Origin of the sequence: Rheinheimera sp. NSM (assembly GCF_052380015.1) — a bacterium.
In the GTDB taxonomy this organism is placed as follows: domain Bacteria; phylum Pseudomonadota; class Gammaproteobacteria; order Enterobacterales; family Alteromonadaceae; genus Alishewanella.
Genome location: NZ_JBQTCI010000005.1, coordinates 133,450 through 154,590, shown reverse-complemented (window position 1 = coordinate 154,590; position 21,141 = coordinate 133,450). Strand labels below are relative to the sequence as shown.

The following is a 21,141-nucleotide window of genomic DNA, read 5'->3' as shown; positions in this document are numbered from 1 at the left end:
ATCCGTATTTATGCACTTAGAATTTAGCCATCTAAACGTCCGAATACAAAATACCTTTGTTGCGCTTGCTGCCACAGCGTGACGCAGACTTTACAATCAGTCTGACACCGCCTAATATACTGTATATATAAACAGCAAAGGCAATCCGATGCGCAAAATAGTACATATTGATATGGATTGCTTTTTTGCTGCAGTGGAAATGCGTGATAACCCGGCGCTAAAACATGTGCCACTGGCTATCGGCGGCTCCAGACAAAGCCGCGGCGTAATATCCACCTGTAACTACCCTGCCCGCGCCTATGGTGTGCGCTCAGCCATGCCCACCGGCCAGGCATTAAAGTTATGCCCGCACCTGACGCTGCTAAGCGGCAGTATGGATAAGTACGTTACAGCAAGCCGGCAAATTCGCGCAATATTTGCCCGTTACACCGACCAGATAGAGCCCTTATCGCTGGATGAAGCTTATCTGGATGTTACCGACTGTACGCTATTTCAAGGCAGCGCTACGCGTATTGCCGAAGATATCCGCCGCAGCATTGTGGCAGAGACCGGTCTTACCGCTTCGGCCGGGGTTGCACCAAACAAGTTTCTGGCCAAAATTGCCAGCGACGAAAATAAACCCGATGGCCTCTTTGTTATCACCCCGGACAACGTCAGTACTTTTGTCAAAACCCTGCCATTAAAACGCCTGCCGGGCGTAGGTACAAAAACCGCAGAGCGGCTCAGTCAACTGGGGTTACATCATTGTGCCGATATTGCCACCGCACCGCTGCCACTGTTGATAAAACACTTCGGTAGCCTGGCCGACAACCTGTTAAAACGCAGTCAGGGCATAGATGAGCGACCGGTATGCAGCCGTGAGCAACGTAAATCGTTGGGTGTAGAGCGCACTTTGGAGCACGACTTACTGCAATACACTGAATGTGTAGAAATGCTGAGCCAGTTGTTACCGCAGTTGCAACGCCGGCTGGAGCATTACAGCAACACCGCTGCAGGACGTCTGGCGCCGATCCAAAAAGTGGGGGTAAAGCTTAAATTCAGTGACTTTCGCCAAACCACAGTAGAAAAACAAGGCCAACCGCTGCAACTGGATAAGCTGCTGCCATTGTTGGATGAAGCCTGGCAACGCCGTCAGCAACAAGGGGTAAGGTTAATTGGTTTACAGATAGGCTTTAAAACCGACGCCCTGCAACAACTGGCATTGCCGTTTTAATATAAAATAGCATGCTGCAGATAACAGAAAACCGGCTGTTGCCGGTTTTATGCAAGCCTGGCCGGAATTATCCGATAACAGTTACGTTCTCAGCTTGTGGGCCTTTTTGGCCTTCAGTTACTTCAAAAGTAACTTTCTGACCTTCAACTAAAGTTTTGCGGCCGGTACCGTTGATAGCACGGAAGTGAACGAAAACGTCCTTACCACCATCACGCTCAAGGAAACCGTAACCTTTCTCTTCGTTGAACCACTTAACTGAACCGGAAATTAACTGTGACATAACACTCTCTTACTTTAACTAGATTTGCCAGCTCGCTGGCGACTTAAATAGTACCGGCCATTGCAGCCGGCCAGTACATATTTTCGCCCTCATTATCAGTGAAGCCAAATAAGGGGTCAATAACCTTGCCTGCTGCGCAGAAAATATTTTCTGCTACGGCCGTACCAGCAACGTGTGCCACGTTACTGATAACCCTGTTATTGTCGGCGTACCGAACAACAACAATTTCAGTGTAGCAGCAATATTGCTGAAAAAATAACCAGTGCTGAATTTATTTTTGCTTGCGCCGCACCGGAGCTAAACCATCATCACCGCCTTCGAAAAATTGCGCTTTGGCTTTTGGCACGGGCTTAGTCGTTTTCGCTTTGGTTTTACCGGACGCAATCTTTTTGCCGGTCTTCGCGGCCGGTGTTTCAGCTGCTGTTTTTACCTTACCGTCAAATTTCGCTGCCAGGCCCTCTACCACACTAAAAACGGTAGGTTGGCGTAAGAACGCTTCAATCCGTGTCAGTGCCGGAACATCTTTTGGCCCAACCAGTGAAATCGCCTGGCCTTTGGCACCGGCGCGGCCGGTGCGGCCTATACGGTGCACATACTCTTCAGCGTGTTTGGGCAAGTCAAAATTGATGACGTGTGATACCTGCAGTAAGTCCAGCCCGCGTGAGGCCAGATCTGTGGTTACCAATACCTGATGTTTGCCGGTAGCAAACGCCTGCATGACGGCATTGCGGCTGCTTTGGGTTAATTTGCCGCTTAACCCCACAGCGCTGCGGCCCAATTGTTCACACAGCAGCGCTAAGCGCTGTGCATCTTCACGGGTGGCGGTAAAAATAATCAGCTGTTTAATATCGCTTTGCTGCAAGAAGTGCTGCAGCAGTGCTTCTTTATGGGTCAGGTGATCCGCCAGATAAAACTGCTGACTGATATCCTGATGTTGCTGATGTGACGCCCCCACCGCAACACGGTGCGGGTTTTTCAGCAGAGCCAACGCCAGCTCATCTACTTCGGCATGATCCAGAGTGGCAGAAAACAGCAGCGTTTGGCGCAAACGGTGGTCCGCTGCTTTATTGATCACAGTTAGCTGCGGCATAAAGCCCAAATCCAACATGCGATCGGCTTCATCGAGGATCAGCATTTCCAGGCCGTTAATAAAGACTGATTTATGCTCCAGATGATCAACAAAACGCCCCGGCGTCGCCACGATGATATTCGGCTGACGTTTAAGCAACTTTTCCTGGTCGTTAAAGTTTTCGCCACCGACAATCAATGCCGACGTTAGCGGTGTATTAGACACAAACAAGCGCAGCTGCGCATAGACTTGTTTTGCTAATTCACGGGTTGGCGCCAAAATTAATGCCCTGGCATCACGTTTTGACAACGGCCGGCTTTTCAGCAAACGCTGCATCATCGGCAGCAAATAAGCCAGGGTTTTACCCGAGCCGGTTTGCGATGACACGATTAAATCACGGCCCACCATTACAGCAGGAATGGCTTCGTGCTGAATTTCAGTTGGCTTAACAAACCCCAGATGCTGTACCGAGCGCAACAGACGCGGATCAAGCGATAAATCATTAAATGGCAAAGTAAACCTCTTCAACCTTAAATTACCGCTATATGATAACCGAAGCTGACAAATTGAGTTAGTTTGATTTCTACAAGCGGATGCTTTGCGCTACTATATGCGCATGAGTGGCAGCGCCTTTAACCAGGCAATCAGCAAGGTTTATTATGAGTAATGCATTAAAAGAACAACTGTTAAAAGCCGGCCTGGCCGACGCTAAAAAACTAAAAGCGGTGAAAAAAGAAAAGCACCAGCAAAAAGTACAGGCCGGTAAAAAACAAGCTGTGATAAACGAAGCCAGCGTACTGGCTCAGCAAAGCCGCGAGCAACAAATTGAACGCGACCGCCAGCTAAACCAGCAAAAGCAGGCGCTGTTGCAGCAAAAAGCCATTGCCGCCCAGGTAAAACAGTTAATTAACAACAATACCATCAGAGCTCAGGGCGACGTGGCGTACAACTTTACCGACGGCAAGCTGGTAAAACGATTGTATGTGAATAACAAACTGCATGATGAGCTCAGCCGTGGCATGTTGGCCATTGCCAAACAGGATGAACAGTATTATCTGGTACCGGCTGCAGTGGCAGAAAAAATTAAGCAGCGCCAGAGCGACAGCATTATTGTACTTAACGTAAAACAGCAACAAGTGGACGAAGACGATCCGTACGCCGACTTTAAGATCCCTGACGATTTAATGTGGTAAGCAGATTGTTCGGCTACCACAGCCGGCAGAGAGCCTGACATGACAACACAATTGGCATTGGCGAATATCGCTGAAATGATCCAGCTGCAAAGTTGGTTTGTTTCAGCAGAGCAGCAACAAAGCTGGGGTGGTGACAATTTTGATTATCCCTGTAGCGAGCGGCGTTTTCTCGAATTGCTGTGCCGGCCCGGTACGCAAAGTTACAGTTTGTCAGATGCGCACAATGGTGAGTTATTGGGCTTTGGCCAACTATGTGATCGCTTTGAGCGCCATCATCTGGCCAGGTTAGTGATCCGGCCGCAGCATCGTGGCAAAGGCCTGGCCAGAGTACTTATTTTCGAGCTGATTATTCAGGCGTTAGGACAACAGCGACGCGATATCTCGCTATATGTACACCGGCACAATAAGATTGCAGTGCAGTGTTACAGCCGTTTAGGTTTTACGGCCAGCCCGCCACCGGAGCAGGAAAACAGCCGTTTGTATTTTATGACGCTAACAGCGGCTGAAGCCATTAGCCGGGCCAATCAATATCTTGCCCAAATCTAACTGCTGCGCTGCCTGGCGCTGACACCTTTAACCTGCTGCGCGAAAGCCGGGTTTAATTGCCATTTCGGCCGGATAGGTGTTAGCGGCAATTCACGCTTGCGGGCAACCAACAGATAACTTGCGCCGAAATAATGCAGATATTGCTCCTGCCACTGCTGCCACCAACCGTCATCATAGTGCTTGGCCAACATCGCCGAGCAGAAAAAACGCTGCTCAGACAGCACTTCAAACCCTACCAGATGCAACCAGTCTTTAATCCGCGCCGGGCTGAAAAAACGCCCTTGCCATGGATACTGCTGCGCTAAGCCCGGCCAGCACTTAAGCAGACCAACCATACTGTAAGGGTTAATACCGGTTAGTAACAAATAACCGTCCGGCATCAGCACACGGTGCGCTTCGCGCACCACATGGTGTGGATCCGGCGTGTATTCCAGGCTGTGGCTTAGCAATACCGCATCGACACTGCTGTCGCTAACCGGCAAGGCATCGGCTTCAGCCTGCAGCATCAGGTTATTCGCGTAACGACCTATAGTAATGTGCTGCTGAATTTTGCAACCACTGGTATCTAACTGACAGCTCAAATCGCCTACCTTGAGCAGGTAATAACCGAAAATACGCTGCCACCACGGTTGCAGTTTTACTGCGACAGCAGCAGCCAGCGCATCACCCTGCGGAAACTGCTGCCACTGCGAGGGAAAAGCCCTGTCTTTTTCGCTTAACGCCGGTTTCATGTTAAATTGTTATCCGGATTAATCAATATCGCTGCCATTATGTACCAGATTACACCTATACCTGCGTTCGAGGATAACTATATTTGGGCGCTGTGTCAGCCTGAACACTCATATTGCTTAGTGGTAGACCCGGGTGATGCCGACGTTGTATTGCAATTTTTGGCGCAGCAGCAAAAGCAGCTACACAGTATTTTGATCACCCATCACCACGCCGACCATACCGGCGGCATTGCCAAACTGCGACAACAGTTTCCGGATGCACGGGTTATAGGCCCTGCGGCAGAGCAACATCTTATTCCTTCGCTAACTGAACAGGTTAAGCAAGGCGATACGGTGTCGTTGCCACAATTTAACCTGACATTTGACGTAATAGACTTACCCGGCCATACCCTGGGCCATATAGCGTTTTATTCAGCCCCGGTTTTGTTTAGTGGTGATACTTTATTTAGCGCTGGCTGTGGTCGCTTATTTGAAGGTAGCCCTGCTCAAATGTGGCATTCGTTGCAAAAACTGTTGGCCTTGCCCGATGACACACTGATTTACTGCACACATGAATACACCCTGGCAAACTTACAGTTTGCCCTGCACGTTGATGCTGATAATGCTGCGTTAGTGGAATATACACAGCATTGCCATGATTTACGTTTGGCAAAACAGCCAACCCTGCCGGCAATACTGGCAAATGAAAAACAAATTAATCCTTTTTTACGCTGCAATAACAAACTGTTGCAAGAAAAATGGCAAAAAGACACCGCTCTGGCTTTATTTACTATGCTAAGAGCAGCTAAAGACCAGTTTAAAGCCTGACTTGCAATACGCTGTCGAACAGGTAACATTCGTATTTTTACCCTTGGGATGAAGTAATGTTTAAAAAAATCTCTGCTCTGGCAAGTGCCGTTTTACTCGCAGGATGCGTCAGTACCAACAATTCCGATGAGATCAGCACCGCCGCAGCAACTGCATCAGACGTGCAGCAGGCAGATTTTCATAAACAGGCAGCATCCGCAGAACAAATTGCCAACCGCTTGTGGAATCTGAATATTGGCGCAGAGCCGGAAATTGTCACGCCAGACGCGGCAGAGCTGGAAGACTTATGGCAACGCATTCAGTTTCAACTAACCTTTAATGTGCCACAAACCCGGCCTATTATTGAACAGCGTAATTACTACAGCAGCCATCAGGCTTATTTAGACCGCATTGCGAACCGCGCCCAGCCTTTTTTGTACTACATAGTGCAGGAAATTGAAAAACGTAATATGCCGCTGGAGCTGGCGTTACTGCCTATTGTAGAAAGCGCCTTTGACCCCTTTGCCTATTCCCATGCCGCTGCATCGGGTATGTGGCAGTTTATGCCCGCTACCGGCAAGCGCTTTGGCCTGAAACAAAACTTCTGGTACGACGGCCGCCGTGATGTCATTGCCTCTACCCGCGCGGCGCTGGAATATCTGCAATATTTACACGACCGGCTCGAAGGTGACTGGCTAAATGCTATTGCTGCCTATAACTCCGGCGAAGGCCGAATTCTTGCTGCAATAAAGCGCAATAAACAACGACGCCTGCCTACCGACTTCTGGTCTTTGGACTTACCGGCAGAAACCACTGCTTACGTACCTAAGTTACTGGCTTTAGTTGATATTTTAAAACGTCCGGACGATTTTGATATTGTTTGGAAGTTTATTGCTAACGAACCGAAAATTGATATCGTTGACGTTGGTGGCCAGATAGACCTGGCGATAGCGGCTGAAATGGCTGGGTTAAACGTATCTGATATTCAGGCATTAAACCCGGGATTCAGCCAATGGGCGACCGATCCGGACGGCCCGCATTATCTGGTGTTACCACAACACACCACTGCTGCTTTTTCACAACAGCTGGCACAAACCCCGGTACAAAACTGGCTGCGCTGGCAGCGCTATACCGTGGTAAAAGGTGACACCCTTGGCAAAATTGCCCAGCAACACAGCACCGCAGTGGGTGCTATACAGCGTATTAATAAGTTGTCGGGCAACACCATTCGCATTGGCCAGCATTTATTGATCCCGATGGCAAACGCCGACACGGCTGACTACAGCCTGAGCCAGCCTAACCGGATAGCCAAAGCCCAGCAGCAAACGGCAAGCGGTAACAAACTGGCATATACTGTCAAACAAGGTGATACCCTGTGGGATATCAGCCGGGAGCATAAGGTTAGCGTAGAGCAGCTGGCAAAGTGGAATGGCATTGCCCAACGCGCGCCACTTAAATTAGGCCAGCAGTTAGTTATATGGCAGCAAACGTCAGACAACCGCAGCGCCGGCATCTCACGTACTGTGACCTACAAAGTGCGAAAAGGTGATTCGTTAGCCCGTATTGCCCAGCGTTTCAGCGTTAGCGTGGCTGACATTGTAAAATGGAACAATATCAACAGCAGCAATTACCTGCAGCCCGGGCAGCAATTAAAACTGGTGGTAGGTTTAACCCAGGTTTAACGCTGCCATCGTCAAAAGGAGCCTTGTTATGAAAGCCGGTTTATTATCAGGCTGGTTGTTGTCTGCAACAATGCTCTTCTGTTTGCCCTGTTATGCGCAATTTGACATAGCAGGTGAAGGCAAGGTGCAACTGACAAAAGGTGGCGAGCAGGAATTTGACTTCGGCTTTAGTTACTTTCGTCAGGATGGCAGCTATCGCTTTATCGTTGGCCGCCACAGTTTGTCTGTGCATACGGTGCCGCAAAAATACTCATTGGCGTTAATTCTGCAAAATGACCAGCAGGTCTGGGTACCGGATTTTATTAACGAACCTTTATCCGGTTTTGAACTGCAGATAGAAGGCTACAAACTGAAACTCTATCAGCAGCCCGGCGTTGATGATCAGCCGGGTAAGTTTATTTTGCAATTTAACGATGAGAGCTATCAGTTCAGCCGCGGCCCCGGTCAGGTCAATTTCTATTTCACTGAACAAGGCATCAAAGACGTACGTGTTGAAGGTATGTTTAAACCCAAGCGTTAAGCTGTTATTCCGGCTCTTGTTGCAACTGCAACGACGGCAACATACCCGATGCAATGCACAAGCATGGTGCCAGCAACATGAGCCACCAGCCCTCATATAAAGTCATACCATGCCACCAGGAAAATGTTACAGCACACAGCTGAAACACTAAACCAAACAGCCCGACATACACCAAACCTTTATTAAACCATCTTTTGGGTAACTTGTATTGTTGCGTCATATCCGCTCACACTGCAAAGCCTGAACGTGGCAGAACCAGCTGTTCAGGCAATAATATTTAACCGGCATTTAACCACTTTTGTACTGCTGACGTTAACTCATCCGGGTGAAACTTGGCAATAAATTGATCGGCACCTACTTTTGTTACCATAGCTTCGTTAAATACACCGCTTAAGGATGAATGCAGGATAATATGGATTTTACGCAGATTTTCATTGGCTTTAATTTCGCTGCACAGGGTATAACCATCCATTTTCGGCATTTCAATATCCGAAATCAGCAGCGGTATTTCACGGACAAAGTTATCGCCTAGCTCATCGGCTTTTTTTATCAACCATTGCAGTGCTTCGTTGCCGTCATTGGCCAGCTCTACTTTCACACCAATAGACGCCAGCGCGCGTTTTACCTGATTACGTGCCACGGCGGAATCGTCAGCAACCAGTACGGTAATTTGCGATAAATCAATGGCTGATGCTTTGGATTTAACGCTTTCACTGACTTCTTCGTTCATCGGGCAAATTTCGGCAAATACTTTTTCCACATCGAGGATTTGCACCAATTTATTGTCTATTTCTGTCACGGCAGTTAAATAATGCGCTTTGCCGGAGCCTTGCGGTGGCGACATAATTTGCTCCCAATTCAGGTTCACAATGCGATCTACGCCGGCAACCAGAAAGCCCTGGGTATTACGGTTGTACTCCGTTACCAAAATATAAGCCGCAGATAAATCCTCTAACCGCTTGCCGCCGGTGGCCTGACTCATATCAATGACCATCACCGGCACACCGCGTAAATGGGCAATACCGCGTACGCAGGGGTGTGAGCCCGGCATTTCGGTTAACTCGGGACACTGGATCACTTCACGTACTTTAAATACGTTGATACCAAAGCGCTGAGAGCCATTCAGGCGAAACAACAATAACTCTAACCTGTTTTGTCCAACCAGATTGGTACGCTGATTGACTGATGCCATTAAATTACTCATTACTCTCAACCTCTTGCCGATGTATTGCCTATTATGTCCGAAGCAGACACGCACGTCGCTGTTATTTTTGCCGGCCGTTGCCAACACAGCAAAAGCAATGGGGAATTACGCTACAGAGTTAAGCATAGGCGACTATAGCTAATCGTCTAGTACCGGACAGTAAATGCTGATACCGGCATCACAGGCCGGCATCAGTCGGGTCAGCTTTATTGGGCGTCGGGTTGTTGCTCAGGTGCGGCCAGCGCGAAAGCGGCCAACTGCTGACAGTTATGCTGAATAGCCATAACGGTAGGAAATGCACTCATGTCCTGCGCAAAGCGCAGCGCGTTATACACTTGCGGCACCAGACAAATGTCCGCCAGGGTTACCTCATTGCCAAAGCAAAACTGCCCCGCGCTTTGGCTCAACCGCTGTTCCAGCGCGGTAAAGCCGCTGTGCAACCAGTGTTTTATCCAGTCGGCTTTTGCTGCGTCAGTCACGGCAAGGGTACCGCTAAGGTATTGCAATACACGCAGGTTGTTCAGCGGATGAATATCGCAGGCAATATCCAGGGCCAGCGCCCGCACTTTGGCTTTAGTCGCGCTATCTTGCGGCAATAACGCCGGCTTGGGATACATCTCGTCCAGATATTCAATAATCGCTAACGACTGGTTCAGGCTGATATCGCCATCTACCAGGGTTGGCACCAGTTCAGACGGGTTTAACGCTTTATAGCTGTCACTGTGTTGCTCACCGCCATTTTTTACCAGGTGCACCGGCAGGTTTTCAAAACTCAGCTGTTTTAAATTCAGTGCTATGCGCACACGATAGGCTGCTGAAGAGCGCCAATAGCCGTAAAGTTTCATTACAGGTCCTCTGAAATTGAACCGGGTAGAAGCACGGATGTACTTTTTTCCGCGACCGTTGAAGGCCTGGACGGCCTGAGACGAGCCCCCAGGGATGGGTTTACGGCGTGTCGCGGAAAAAATGTACGCAGTGATTCTACTGAATCTGAGTCAAACTCAGACTTTATATTGCACCACTTGCTGATCAATGGCACCAAAGATGCTGTTGCCCTGAGCATCCAGCATTTCCATGCGGATGGTATCGCCAAACTTCATAAAAGCGGTAGACGGTTTACCATCACGAATGGTTTCAATCATGCGGATTTCAGCAATACAGCTGTAGCCAACACCGCCCTCATCCACAGCAGTACCATATTCGGTACCCTGCTTGTTTGATACTGTGCCCGAGCCAATAACCGCACCGGCGCCCAGATTGCGGGTTTTCGCCGCATGCGCCACCAGTTGACCAAAGTCGAACGTCATATCGATACCGGCATTGGGCTTACCAAACAGTTTGCCATTGTAGATAGACAGCAGCGGCAAATGCACGCGGCCATCGCGCCAGTTATCACCCAGCTCATCCGGCGTTACCGCTACCGGGCTGAATGCAGATGACGGCTTGGACTGAAAAAAGCCGAAACCTTTGGCTAACTCATTCGGAATAAGGCCACGCAAGGATACGTCATTGACCAACATCAGTAAGCGGATTTTGCTGCGCGCCTCGTCAGCACTGCACGCCATTGCCACGTCATCGGTGATTACTGCTACTTCACCTTCAAAGTCGATACCGTAGTCTTCGCTGACCACTTCGACATTGTCACGCGGGCCGATAAAATCATCCGAGCCGCCCTGATACATTAACGGATCGGTCCAGAAGCTTGGGGGCATTTCGGCATTACGTGCTTTGCGCACCAGCTCTACATGGTTCACATAAGCACTGCCATCGGCCCACTGATAAGCGCGTGGCAAAGGCGATTCACACCGGCTTTCGTCAAATGCCATTTCGTCGTCTACTTTGCCGCTGTTCAGCGCCTGATATACTTGTTCCAGCTTCGGGCTTAATTGCACCCAGCTATCCAGTAACTGTTGCATGGTGGTTGCAATTGCCGGCACGGCTACACAGCGGCTTAAATCGCGACTGACGACAACCAGCAAGCCATCACGGCTGCCATTTTTTAAACTTGCTAACTTCATTATTATTCCTTAGCCTGCTCAGGTTTTACTTTCCAGCTATTCACGTATTCCGGGTTTTCGGTGGCTAGCGCCGCTGTGCCTATTTCCAGCGCATCACGGGTATCAAGCATTACGGCCACTTCGTCGGTAAATTTCTTTTTATACTCACGCCCGGCGGCAAAAGCTTTCGGATGCGGGCCATGGGTAAAACCGGCCGGGTGGAAAGTGACCATGCCTTTTTCAATATTATCGCGGCTGAAGAAATCACCGGCATGGTAAAACAGCACTTCATCGTAATCGTCATTGTTATGATAAAACGGTACTTTTAATGCACCGGGATCGCTCTCAATCGGCCTGGGCACAAAGGTACACACCACAAAGCGCTGCGCGACAAAGGTAGTATGCGCCGACGGTGGTAAATGATAACGGTGGCTCATCAGTGGCCGGATATCGCGCCAGTTAATGCGCATTACCGCTAAATCGCCGTGCCAGCCAATAGCATCCAGCGGGTTATACGGGTATGTAATTACCGATACCTGGCCGTGGCGTTTTACTTCAACCTGCCATTGCTGCTCGCTGTATTGCGCTTTAAAGGCAGCGTCAATTTTCGGCGTATCCAGCATTGCCGGGTCAAAAATCGCGTGGTTACCTACCAGGCCTTTTTCCGGCAGCTGATAGCTGTCGTTAGTGGCTTCCACCAGCAGGATAAACATCGGCTCTTTTGGCTCTAAGCGCCACATGGTAGAGCGCGGGATCACTATGTAATCGCCATCACGCACTGTCATATGGCCGTAGTCGCAGTAAAGCTCAGCGCTACCTTCATGGATAAACAGCAACTCGTCACCATCAGCATTACGTACCAGTTTGCTCATGTTGTCGCTTAAGCGCCAGGTACGCATTTTACAATGCGCATTAAACAGCAGATTGGGCACTGCCCACGGCGAATTAGCGTTATCTGCACCTATTTCATTAAAGTTAAACAGGTGCGGCCGCAATGGCCCTTGCCAGTCAGTCCAACCGGTAGGCGCATGGCGGTGATGAAAGTGCGTGGCCGGGCCAAAAAAGCCGCTGCGGCCGGTTTCACGTTCATATATCGCCTGCTCAGGAAAATCTGCGTGCGCCTGTCTTGATACATCCCCTTCCTTTAACGGAAACGATGCCCATTTACGCATTGCTTAACACTCCGCGCTGGATTTGATCTTCTTCGATAGACTCGAACAGTGCTTTAAAGTTGCCCTCGCCGAAGCCTTCGTTGCCTTTACGTTGAATAATTTCAAAGAACACCGGGCCAATCACGGTTTTGGTGAAGATTTGCAGCAAAATGCCGTCTTTCATCGGCGCGCCGTCGATCAGAATACGCAAGTCACGCAGTTGCTCTAAGTCTTCATCGTGGCCCACTACCCGCTCGTTTACCTTGTTGTAGTAGGTTTCCGGTGTAGGCATAAAGTCCATACCGCGATTGCGCAGCGTACGTACTGTTTCATAGATATTTTCTGTGGTCAGCGCGATATGCTGAATACCCTCGCCTTTGTACTCACGGATAAACTCTTCAATCTGAGATTTGTCATCAGAGGATTCGTTAATCGGAATACGAATTTTGCCGCAGGGTGCTGTCATGGCTTTAGACACCAGGCCGGTCAGTTTACCTTCAATATCAAAATAGCGGATTTCACGGAAGTTACCGATATTTTCATAAAAACCTGCCCACACATTCATATTGCCGCGCATTACGTTGTGGGTTAAATGGTCCAGCACTTCCAGGCCAACACTGTGTTTAGCCATGTCATCCTGCCAGTTGTCGTAATATTTAAAGTCGATGTCATACACACTGCTGGCACCATAGCGGTCAACAAAATACAGCAGGCTGCTGCCAATGCCGTATACGGCAGGAATATTCAGCTCCATCGGGCCGATCTGGTTTTTGTACTCTTTAGCGCCGTTGGCAACAGCATGCTTTAATGCGTGGGCCGCATCTTTTACCCGAAACGCCATGGCGCATACGCTGGGGCCGTGCTGACGGGCAAACTCTTCCGCTTGCGAGTTAGGCTCGGCATTAACAATAAAGTTGATGTCGCCCTGCTTATATAACCAGGCTTGCTTAGAGCGGTGCTGTGCCACTTCGGTAAAGCCAAGCGAATGAAATAAATCTTTCAGCTTCTGAATGCCATCGGCATCAGCGGCGGTATATTCAACAAATTCAAAACCATCAGTACCCAGTGGGTTTATTTTATCTAACATCTGTTTGTTCCCTGCTACGTCTACGATGGCGCTATGATGCGCTTGCGGTAAAAAAAAGAAAGAGGCCGGCATGCGACAGTGCCATCAAGGCTAACTGCTTGTTTTGTAAAGTTGGCAATACGAAAGTCAGTTTTTGCGCAAATGCGATCAAAAAGGGCCGCCAAATCGCGTTGGCAGCCCTTCTGTAGTACAGTTTTTCGCACAAAGTGTAGTTAAATTTTTACACTCTTGCGGTTAATGCCATAATCACGCAGCTTATTGGCAATAGCGGTATGGCTTAAACCCAGCTTTTTCGCTAACTGACGTGAGCTGGGATAAGCCGGAAATAACTTACGCAGCAAGTTAGCTTCAAATCGTTTTACCGCTTCGTCCAGAGTGCCGTCAAAGTCTTGCTCTAAGTAGCCAAAATCGTTGTTGTAGCTTGGTAACTGTAAATGTTCTTTGTCCAGCTCAAAGCCTTCCAGCAGTGTAATAGCGCGATATAAGGCGTTCTCTAACTGGCGCACATTGCCCGGCCACGGATAATTCTGTAAAAAATTCGCGCAGTTATCGGTTAGTTTCGGTGCTTTGCGGCCCAGCCGCGCGGCAAAACGGGCGATAAAGAATTCAGCCAGCGGCAGCACATCCTGCTTACGCTCGCGCAGCGCCGGTAAAGCCAGTGTCAGTACATTGAGGCGATAGAATAAATCTTCACGGAATTTGCCCTCCTGCACCATACCGGGCAAGTCTTTTTGCGTAGTGCATATCACCCGTACATCCACCTTTACTTCATTCTCATCGGCAACACGGCGAAAGCTGCCGTCCTGCAAAAAGCGGATCAACTTGGTTTGCAATGAATGTGACATCTCACCGACTTCATCTAAAAAGACCGTACCGCCGTTGGCTTGCTCGAAAATCCCCTTTTTACCTTCCGTAGTGCCGGGAAAAGCATTGGTGCCGTAACCAAACAGTTCAGACTCGGCAACATTGTCCGGCAAGGACGCGCAGTTTAACGCTAAAAAAGGTTTGCCCGAGCGGCTGCTGGCGGCATGACAGGCGCGCGCCAGCAATTCTTTACCGGTGCCGGTTTCGCCCATGATCAAAATAGGCGCATCCAGCTGCGACATTTTTTTCGCTTCGCGCACCACCTTACGCATCAAATTGCTGTGCGCTTGTAAGGTATTAAAGCTTTCCTGGTCGCCTTTTTTAAACGCCACCATATGCTGGCCCAGCCGGCTCTCAGATTTTAAGTTGATCACCGCACCGGCCAGGATCTCATGGCCGGTTTCATCCGGCACCATTACCGGCAGAATATCGGCCACAAAGCGCTTGCCATGAATTTCCAACCGCCGCGTTTGCGCCAGCACATCATCACCTTCTAACCAGCGCTGAAAATTAAAGCCTCTGACCATGCCCTGCAAAGACTGGCCGGCCACAGCTTCACGCTCTACCGCTAAGGCTTCCAGCGCTGCATCGTTAATCACCGTAACATTGGCTTTAATGTCTACGGCAATTAAGCCATCGGGTAAGGTGCGCAGCAGGGTAGACAATTCGTTGTGTTCACGCTCGGAGGGCATAAAGGCGGTGGTTTTTACATCTTCTACGCCGGCAATGCGCCGCATTTTGGTCATCAATTCCTGAAACTTTTCAAAATTTACCGTTGGAAAAGACACATACATCCGGCTTAAGCCGGGATCGACTTCAATGCCGCGCAAATCCAGCTGATAACTTACCAATACATTTAATACTTCCTGCGCCAGCCCCAGCCGGTTCTGGCATTGAATTTCTAAACGCATACCGCAATATGTCCCAAGCCCAAGTAATTAACCGCATAATACGGTATAACGCCAACAAGAGACCAGTAGTTTTGTAAAGAAATGTGAACAAAAAGACGATTTAGCGGCTTATTGCGACAAGCGGCAATAAAGACACAGCGGCGGTGATGAAGAAAAAGGTTGGCATAAGTGGCGCTTAAGCGCCACTTAGCGGGGGTACTTTAAGCAGACAGTAAAGTATCGGTTTTAGCCGCACAAATAAAATCGTTTTTATGCAGGCCTTTAATCGAGTGCGACCACCAGGTCACCGTTAACTTGCCCCATTCCAGCAACAGCGCAGGATGGTGCCCTTCTGCTTCTGCCAGCTCTGCCACTTTATTATGAAACGCCCACGCCAGCTTAAAGTTTTTAAACTTAAACTCGCGTTCCAGTTGCAAAATACCGTCACGTACTACCGGCGTCCAATCAGGGATTTGCCGCATCAGATCCGGCAGTTCAGCATCAGACACTTTGGGCGCATCAGCGCGGCAGGCTTCACATTGCATTGCTTTTAATTCAGACATTCTGTAATCCTAACTTGCTTGTTTTTCTTTGGGCGGAAATTTCGGCGCATGCAGCCCCAGCGCTTTGGCTTGCTCAACTAAGGCCATCATATCCAGATGGGCAATATCAAACAGCTGGTCAATGCGTTCAATCATAAAGTACACCGGCTGCATAATATCGATACGGTAAGGCGTGCGCAGCACATCTACCGCATCAAAGGCTTTACGCTCAGGCACAGCAGATTCAAGTGCGTAGGTGGTTTCACCCGGCGACGATAAAATACCGCCACCGTATATGCGCAGGCCGTTTTCGGTGTTCAGTAAGCCAAACTCTATGGTAAACCAGTATAACCGGGCCAGATAGACGCGGTCTTGCTTACTGGCCGCCAGGCCCAGTTTACCGTAAATATGGGTGAATTCGGCAAAAGCCGGGTTGGTAAGCATAGCGCAGTGGCCGAAAATCTCATGGAACACATCCGGCTCCTGCAGATAATCAAACTCTTCACGGCTACGGATAAACGTCGCCACCGGAAAGCGCTTATTGGCCAGCAATTCAAAAAACTTATCGAAGCTTATCAGCGCCGGTACTTCGGCGCATTCCCAACCGGTGGTGGCACGCAATACCTTGCTGACTTCTTCCAATTGCGGAATGCGATCGGTTGGCAGCTGCAGTTTGTCCAACCCGGCCATATACTCATCGCAGGCCTTACCTTTAATCACACTAAGCTGACGGGTGATCAGCTCGTGCCAAATTTGGTTTTCTTCATCTGACCAGGCAATAACGCCCTGCTCGTCCGACTGACGGGAAACATATTTACTCGACTTACTCATAAACAACCTGTTGAATATTCTGTTATACGGGAGTGTCCCGCTTATCTGCAGTTAAATTATTATGGCTATACAGGCAGATAATTAGTTAGAGCGGATACTAAGCGATAGCGCGGCAAGAGTTAATCTCGTTGCCGCCTAAAGTTGACCGGCGTGGCGTAAAGTTTAGCTTACAACCTGGCTAAGCATCAGCGCTGGCGTTGCTGCATTTTCTCCAGCGCCTGCGCCAGGTCGGCAATAATGTCATCAACATGCTCCAGCCCGACCGAAACACGGATCAACCCATCACTGATGCCGGCCATCTGCCGCTCTTCTGCCGTGTAAGGGCTGTGCGTCATCGAGGCCGGATGTTGAATTAACGATTCGGCATCGCCCAAACTTACCGCCAGGCTAAGCAACTTACATTGATTAATAAAATATCGGCTGTCATCCAGGCTGGCATTAAGCTCAAACGCCAATACACCACCGGCGGCTTTCATCTGAGTGCCGATAAACTTATAGCCCGGGTGCGATGGCAAGCCCGGGTAATACACTTCGCGCACCGCGGAATGCGCCTGCAGGTATTCCGCTACTGTCTGCGCATTGCTGCAGTGGCGCTCTAACCGTACCGACAGGGTTTTTAAACCGCGGATAATCAGCCAGGCATCATGCGGGCTGATGGTGGCGCCCATGTCTTTTAACGTGGTTAGCTTAATGGTTTTTATCGTTTCTGCGTCCGATACAATCAGCCCGGCTACCACATCGCCGTGGCCGTTCAGGTATTTAGTGGCACTGTGGATCACAATATTGATGCCGTAATCAGCCGGCTTCTGCAGCAACGACGTAAGAAAGGTGTTATCAATCACCGAAATAAGCTGATGGCGCTGACAAAAATCGCCGAGAAAGGCCAGATCCAGCACCACCAGATTCGGGTTGATCGGCGTTTCGGCAAACAGCATTTTGGTATTCGGTTTAACAGCCTGTTCAACCGCCGCATGGTCGGTCATATCGACAAAGCTAACCTCAATGCCGTAGCGGGAAAACATATGGTTAAACAGCGCAAAGCTGCAACCGTAAATGGCTTTACTGGCAATAAGATGATCGCCCTGCTGTAAAAACGCCATAGTGCTGGCTGCGACTGCGCCCATGCCGGTGGCCGTGGCGGCGGCATCTGCCATGCCTTCGAGTGCCGCTATTTTCAGCTCCAGCTCGCGGGTAGTCGGGTTGCCCAGCCGGGTGTAAATATAGCCTTCGGCTTCGCCGGCAAAACGGGCAGCACCTTGCTCGGCGTTATCAAAAATAAAGGTGGAGGTTTGGTACAACGGCGTAGCTAAAGTACCGTGTTGATTTTTTTCTTTACCGGCGTGAATACACAGGGTTTCGGCTTTTTTATTATTGTCATGCATAAAGTTACTGCTACTGAAAGTTAAAGTCGCTGTAACAAATAGCAGAAACCAGTATTAATGGAAGCACGCCAGACATCTTGCAGTCCGCCGCTATGACTTTGCATGCAGCTTAACTGTCAGCTTTAGTTTGCACTGCACCGTTAAAACGCTGTAATAAGACGCTGCCCAGCGCTTTAATACTCACTTTCGCCGTTTTACCGGCCGGTAGCGGCCGTAATTGTTGCTGCGCTAAATTACCCAACCTGGCGACCAACAGACCGGCGATAACACCCTGGCCGGCACGGGCCGATAATTTCGCCGTTAACTCGCTGCCGATAACGTCTGATGCCATATCCAACGCCAACTCTGAGCCACCGGCCCACAGCAGCGCTGCCAACAAGCGTTTTAACAGCACCAGGCTACGCAGTTGGCCAATAGCACCACCGTACAGCTGCGCCAGTTCGCGCAGTAAACGGCTGCTGCGCCACAGTACCAGTAACATATCGGCCAGGGCAAAGGGGCTGATTGCCACCGCCAGGCTGGTATCGGTGGCGGCGCGGTATACCAACTGCTGTGCCTGTTTATCTAACTCAAACAACACAAAATGTTCAAACAGCTGCAGTTGCTCTTCGTCGCTGTGTTGCGGTTGTAGCGCATTTTGCCAGTGCTGCACTGCCGCCGCTATGGCCGGCGTTGCCGGCAAACTGGCGGCAACCTGACGGCATAACGGCTCAGCCTCGCCAAATTGCACGCTGTGGCGAATACGCTGCGCACTGTGTTGCCACTGCCGGTTACGTGCTAAACGACGCCACAGCTTTAACTCGCGCCACAATACGCTCGACAACAATACCAACACCGCTGCGGTGATCATGCTTAACAACCCACCTTGCAGCACACTGTGTTGCCAGCTTTGTTGCAGCATAAGTGTCCACTGCCAGACAGATAACAACACTATGGCCAGTAGCGTAACGCCGGCCAGGCGCCACCACCAGGCTGTGGGGGTGCTGAGCTTTGCCGGTCCGGCGTCGACAGCAGCAACAAAGTCGTCGTCATTGTAGTAACCGGCCGTTTTTAACTCTGCCGTCTCTGCCTTAGGGCTTTGCCGGTCAAAATGCTGTGCCGGTTTTAATTCGCTCATCGTAATTTATCTCCCAGCAAAAACTGCAATACATGGTCCATCCGCACATGCGGCAGCGCTTGCCCGTCCTGCCACGGCAAAGGCCGCAGCGCTATAAAGTCAAATTTGTGCCCGGCAAATAACGCCCTGGTGGGGATAGTTGATGGCACTTCGCCCGGAAAATACGTCAGCGCCTGTTGTGCCAGCCCGGTGCCACTGATACACGGCTGCGCCAGGCCATCAGCACGGACAAAGCCGCTGTCGCTGGCGCGGATTGCCGCTATCGCCATGGCCTCTGTCGTAGCGGCCTGGTACTGACTGTGCTTCAGCGGTTGTTGCAGCAGTTGTTGCAACAACAAGGTTAAGGCTTTGTGCTGCTCGGGCGTAACATGGTCGGCTTTACTGGCGGCGAACAACACCTTACTGATCTTTGGTGTAAACAACCGGCTTAGCAGGCTGGACGGGCCATAATTAAAACTTTGTAAAATAAGCCGCAGTGCCTGTTGTAACTCATGGGTTGCCGCATAGCCGGCATTTAATGCTGATAAACAATCGACAAGGATCACCTGGCGATCAAGCGAAGCAAAGTACTGGCGATAAAACGGCTTAATCACATGCTTGCAGTAGCTGTCATAGTGTTGCGTCAGTTTGGCCACCAGGGCCGTGTTCTGCTCTGCCTGCTGTGGCAGCAGCGGAAACAGCTGCAGCATAGGAGCGCCGGCCAGGGTGCCGGGCACGAGCAAACGGCCGGGCTGGTTTAAATAAGCGCCAGGTAGATCATGGTATTGCTGCAATAACTGTTTATAACTGTCCGTCAGTTGCTGCACGTACAGCTCACCGGCGTTGTTTAAATCAAGCTGTTGCAACTGCTGCAAAAACGGCTGCGCTAATGCTGCACGGTGCTCACGGTCGAATAACTGCCAACTGAACTCGCACCACTGGTGGTAGCTCATATCCAGCAGCGGCAAATCCAATAACCACTCGCCCGGATAGTCAATAATATCCAGCGCCAGCTCGCTGTGTGACTGCAACCGCGCTCTGATGCCGGACGCCGCTTTATAACGCAGTTGCAACCCCAGCCGGCTGCTGCCTGAGGTAGACGGCGGCCATTGTGGCGGCTCTTGCTGCAGATGCTGTAAATTTTGCTCCAGCGGGAAGCGCGGCATATCCGGCAATTGTGCCGCCAGCTTACCGCCGAGATAGCGGCGTTCACGCACCACATCAAAAAATGGCAGGTGGTCCGGCAAATCGCCTTGGGTTAACTGGTGTACCAGCGAGGTAATAAAGGCAGTTTTGCCTGAGCCGCTAAGGCCGGTTACCCCCAGGCGGATATGACGATCAAAGGCACGATGGGTTAAATCGTGCCGTTGTTGTTGAATTTTCTGCAATAGACTCATCAGGTTATAAAATACCCTACAGGCTGTTAAACTCGCGGTTTAACTGAAATTTGGCCGACGTAACATGGCGCTCTAACTCCCTTAACCGCAGCTCAAGGCCATTGAACTGCGTGGTTAAATGCTGCAGTGCATCTTTTGGCGCTTCGCCGCGTTGCCACAGCCGGGTTTTTACTTCTACCACCTTCTCCGTTGCCGGGCTCAGATCAGCCGTTGCGGTAGTTTTGAAGGCGGCTTTGGACTTTTTTTCCAGCACCACCCAGGCAGCAATATATAACACCAGAACTAAACCGCCGGCACCGAGAAAGAAGGCTGATACGGTGACAATACGCACCAGCCACAGCTCCCAGCCAAAGTAGTCGGCAATACCGGCACACACACCGGCGATCTTGCCATTAGTGTCGTCGCGTAACAGCTCACGCTTAGGCTTAGTCATGTTGACTTCTCCACTTCGGACTTTCCGCATCTAAAATCGCTTCCAGCGTTTTAATGCGATCGGCCATTTTCTCGGCCCTGTGTGCCAGATCGTTTAATTGCAACAACTCCTGATCTGACAAGCCCTGTCCCATTTTATTCTTACTGCGGTAATGCATTATGACCCAGATTGGTGCCACAAAAATCATAAACAGAATAAACGGGACGCCAATGACTTCTGAAATTTCCATGTCGACTCCTGAACGCCT

The 21,141-nt window shown here is 50.1% G+C and carries 23 protein-coding genes; 6 read left to right on the top strand and 17 right to left on the bottom strand.

From position 1 onward, the window contains the following. Positions 1–148: 148 nt before the first annotated feature. Positions 149–1,213 carry a DNA polymerase IV gene (gene dinB, locus ACTZWV_RS15140; RefSeq protein WP_444787346.1) on the top strand — a complete coding sequence of 355 codons (1,065 nt, stop codon included), beginning with the start codon at positions 149–151 and terminating at the stop codon, positions 1,211–1,213. 67 nt (positions 1,214–1,280) lie between these two features. On the opposite strand, the gene ACTZWV_RS15135 is transcribed toward dinB, so the two are convergent. Together ACTZWV_RS15135 and ACTZWV_RS15130 are read right to left on the bottom strand one after the other, a co-directional pair. Further along, entirely contained in the window at positions 1,281–1,493 is a 213-nt protein-coding gene (locus ACTZWV_RS15135) for a cold-shock protein (RefSeq protein ID WP_068230058.1), read from the bottom strand. Between the two features lie 271 nt (positions 1,494–1,764). Then, entirely contained in the window at positions 1,765–3,075 is a 1,311-nt protein-coding gene (locus ACTZWV_RS15130; protein WP_444787345.1) for a DEAD/DEAH box helicase, read from the bottom strand. A 146-nt stretch (positions 3,076–3,221) separates the two neighbouring features. Here ACTZWV_RS15130 and ACTZWV_RS15125 point away from each other — a divergent pair, with 146 nt between their 5' ends. Both ACTZWV_RS15125 and ACTZWV_RS15120 read left to right on the top strand, forming a co-directional pair. Beyond that, positions 3,222–3,755, top strand: coding sequence for a DUF2058 domain-containing protein (locus tag ACTZWV_RS15125; RefSeq protein WP_444787344.1), 534 nt, complete (start codon positions 3,222–3,224; stop codon positions 3,753–3,755). Positions 3,756–3,794: 39 nt separating this feature from the next. Next, entirely contained in the window at positions 3,795–4,301 is a 507-nt protein-coding gene (locus tag ACTZWV_RS15120; protein WP_444787343.1) for a GNAT family N-acetyltransferase, read from the top strand. On the opposite strand, the gene ACTZWV_RS15115 is transcribed toward ACTZWV_RS15120, so the two are convergent. Continuing rightward, on the bottom strand, positions 4,298–5,032 hold the full coding sequence (locus tag ACTZWV_RS15115) for a class I SAM-dependent methyltransferase (RefSeq protein ID WP_444787342.1): 735 nt from the start codon (positions 5,030–5,032) through the stop codon (positions 4,298–4,300). The genes ACTZWV_RS15120 and ACTZWV_RS15115 overlap by 4 nt on opposite strands. Before the next feature lie 39 nt (positions 5,033–5,071). On the opposite strand from ACTZWV_RS15115, the gene gloB reads away from it, so the two are divergent. Genes gloB through ACTZWV_RS15100 form a run of 3 tightly spaced genes read left to right on the top strand, consistent with a single transcriptional unit; the run spans position 5,072 to position 8,020 of the window. Continuing rightward, positions 5,072–5,839 (top strand): hydroxyacylglutathione hydrolase, encoded by a 768-nt coding sequence (gene gloB / locus ACTZWV_RS15110; protein ID WP_444787341.1) that lies wholly within the window; start codon positions 5,072–5,074, stop codon positions 5,837–5,839. A gap of 56 nt (positions 5,840–5,895) precedes the next feature. Then, positions 5,896–7,500, top strand: a complete 1,605-nt coding sequence (locus tag ACTZWV_RS15105) for a LysM peptidoglycan-binding domain-containing protein (RefSeq protein WP_444787340.1) — start codon at positions 5,896–5,898, stop codon at positions 7,498–7,500. Positions 7,501–7,528: 28 nt separating this feature from the next. Then, positions 7,529–8,020 (top strand): hypothetical protein, encoded by a 492-nt coding sequence (locus tag ACTZWV_RS15100; RefSeq protein WP_444787339.1) that lies wholly within the window; start codon positions 7,529–7,531, stop codon positions 8,018–8,020. A 4-nt stretch (positions 8,021–8,024) separates the two neighbouring features. Here ACTZWV_RS15100 and ACTZWV_RS15095 read toward each other — a convergent pair whose 3' ends face one another. The 14 genes from ACTZWV_RS15095 to pspB all read right to left on the bottom strand — a co-directional run bounded on the left by ACTZWV_RS15095 (position 8,025) and on the right by pspB (position 21,123). Continuing rightward, entirely contained in the window at positions 8,025–8,240 is a 216-nt protein-coding gene (locus tag ACTZWV_RS15095) for a hypothetical protein (protein WP_444787338.1), read from the bottom strand. Positions 8,241–8,297: 57 nt separating this feature from the next. After that, complete coding sequence (locus ACTZWV_RS15090; RefSeq protein ID WP_444787337.1) at positions 8,298–9,224, bottom strand: chemotaxis protein; 927 nt, start codon at positions 9,222–9,224, stop codon at positions 8,298–8,300. Positions 9,225–9,430: 206 nt separating this feature from the next. Beyond that, on the bottom strand, positions 9,431–10,069 hold the full coding sequence (gene maiA / locus ACTZWV_RS15085) for a maleylacetoacetate isomerase (protein WP_444787336.1): 639 nt from the start codon (positions 10,067–10,069) through the stop codon (positions 9,431–9,433). Positions 10,070–10,225: 156 nt separating this feature from the next. Then, positions 10,226–11,242 carry a fumarylacetoacetate hydrolase family protein gene (locus ACTZWV_RS15080; protein WP_444787335.1) on the bottom strand — a complete coding sequence of 339 codons (1,017 nt, stop codon included), beginning with the start codon at positions 11,240–11,242 and terminating at the stop codon, positions 10,226–10,228. A 2-nt stretch (positions 11,243–11,244) separates the two neighbouring features. Then, positions 11,245–12,393, bottom strand: coding sequence for a homogentisate 1,2-dioxygenase (locus tag ACTZWV_RS15075; protein WP_444787334.1), 1,149 nt, complete (start codon positions 12,391–12,393; stop codon positions 11,245–11,247). Further along, entirely contained in the window at positions 12,386–13,459 is a 1,074-nt protein-coding gene (gene hppD, locus ACTZWV_RS15070; protein WP_444787333.1) for a 4-hydroxyphenylpyruvate dioxygenase, read from the bottom strand. Before hppD ends, ACTZWV_RS15075 begins: the two co-directional genes overlap by 8 nt. Positions 13,460–13,671: 212 nt before the next feature. Further along, entirely contained in the window at positions 13,672–15,234 is a 1,563-nt protein-coding gene (tyrR, locus tag ACTZWV_RS15065; protein ID WP_444787332.1) for a transcriptional regulator TyrR, read from the bottom strand. 200 nt (positions 15,235–15,434) lie between these two features. Beyond that, complete coding sequence (locus tag ACTZWV_RS15060) at positions 15,435–15,776, bottom strand: 4a-hydroxytetrahydrobiopterin dehydratase (RefSeq protein WP_444787331.1); 342 nt, start codon at positions 15,774–15,776, stop codon at positions 15,435–15,437. Between the two features lie 9 nt (positions 15,777–15,785). Then, positions 15,786–16,586: a phenylalanine 4-monooxygenase gene (gene phhA / locus ACTZWV_RS15055; protein WP_305551574.1), complete on the bottom strand. Its 801-nt coding sequence runs from the start codon at positions 16,584–16,586 to the stop codon at positions 15,786–15,788. Positions 16,587–16,771: 185 nt separating this feature from the next. Further along, positions 16,772–17,968 (bottom strand): trans-sulfuration enzyme family protein, encoded by a 1,197-nt coding sequence (locus tag ACTZWV_RS15050; protein WP_444787330.1) that lies wholly within the window; start codon positions 17,966–17,968, stop codon positions 16,772–16,774. A gap of 109 nt (positions 17,969–18,077) precedes the next feature. Then, positions 18,078–19,085, bottom strand: a complete 1,008-nt coding sequence (locus ACTZWV_RS15045; protein ID WP_444787329.1) for a TIGR01620 family protein — start codon at positions 19,083–19,085, stop codon at positions 18,078–18,080. Then, positions 19,082–20,461, bottom strand: coding sequence for a YcjX family protein (locus ACTZWV_RS15040; RefSeq protein WP_444787328.1), 1,380 nt, complete (start codon positions 20,459–20,461; stop codon positions 19,082–19,084). Before ACTZWV_RS15040 ends, ACTZWV_RS15045 begins: the two co-directional genes overlap by 4 nt. Before the next feature lie 16 nt (positions 20,462–20,477). Continuing rightward, positions 20,478–20,894, bottom strand: coding sequence for an envelope stress response membrane protein PspC (gene pspC, locus ACTZWV_RS15035; RefSeq protein WP_444787327.1), 417 nt, complete (start codon positions 20,892–20,894; stop codon positions 20,478–20,480). After that, positions 20,887–21,123, bottom strand: coding sequence for an envelope stress response membrane protein PspB (pspB, locus tag ACTZWV_RS15030; protein WP_305551579.1), 237 nt, complete (start codon positions 21,121–21,123; stop codon positions 20,887–20,889). The genes pspC and pspB overlap by 8 nt, the downstream gene beginning before the upstream one ends. Positions 21,124–21,141 lie beyond the last annotated feature (18 nt).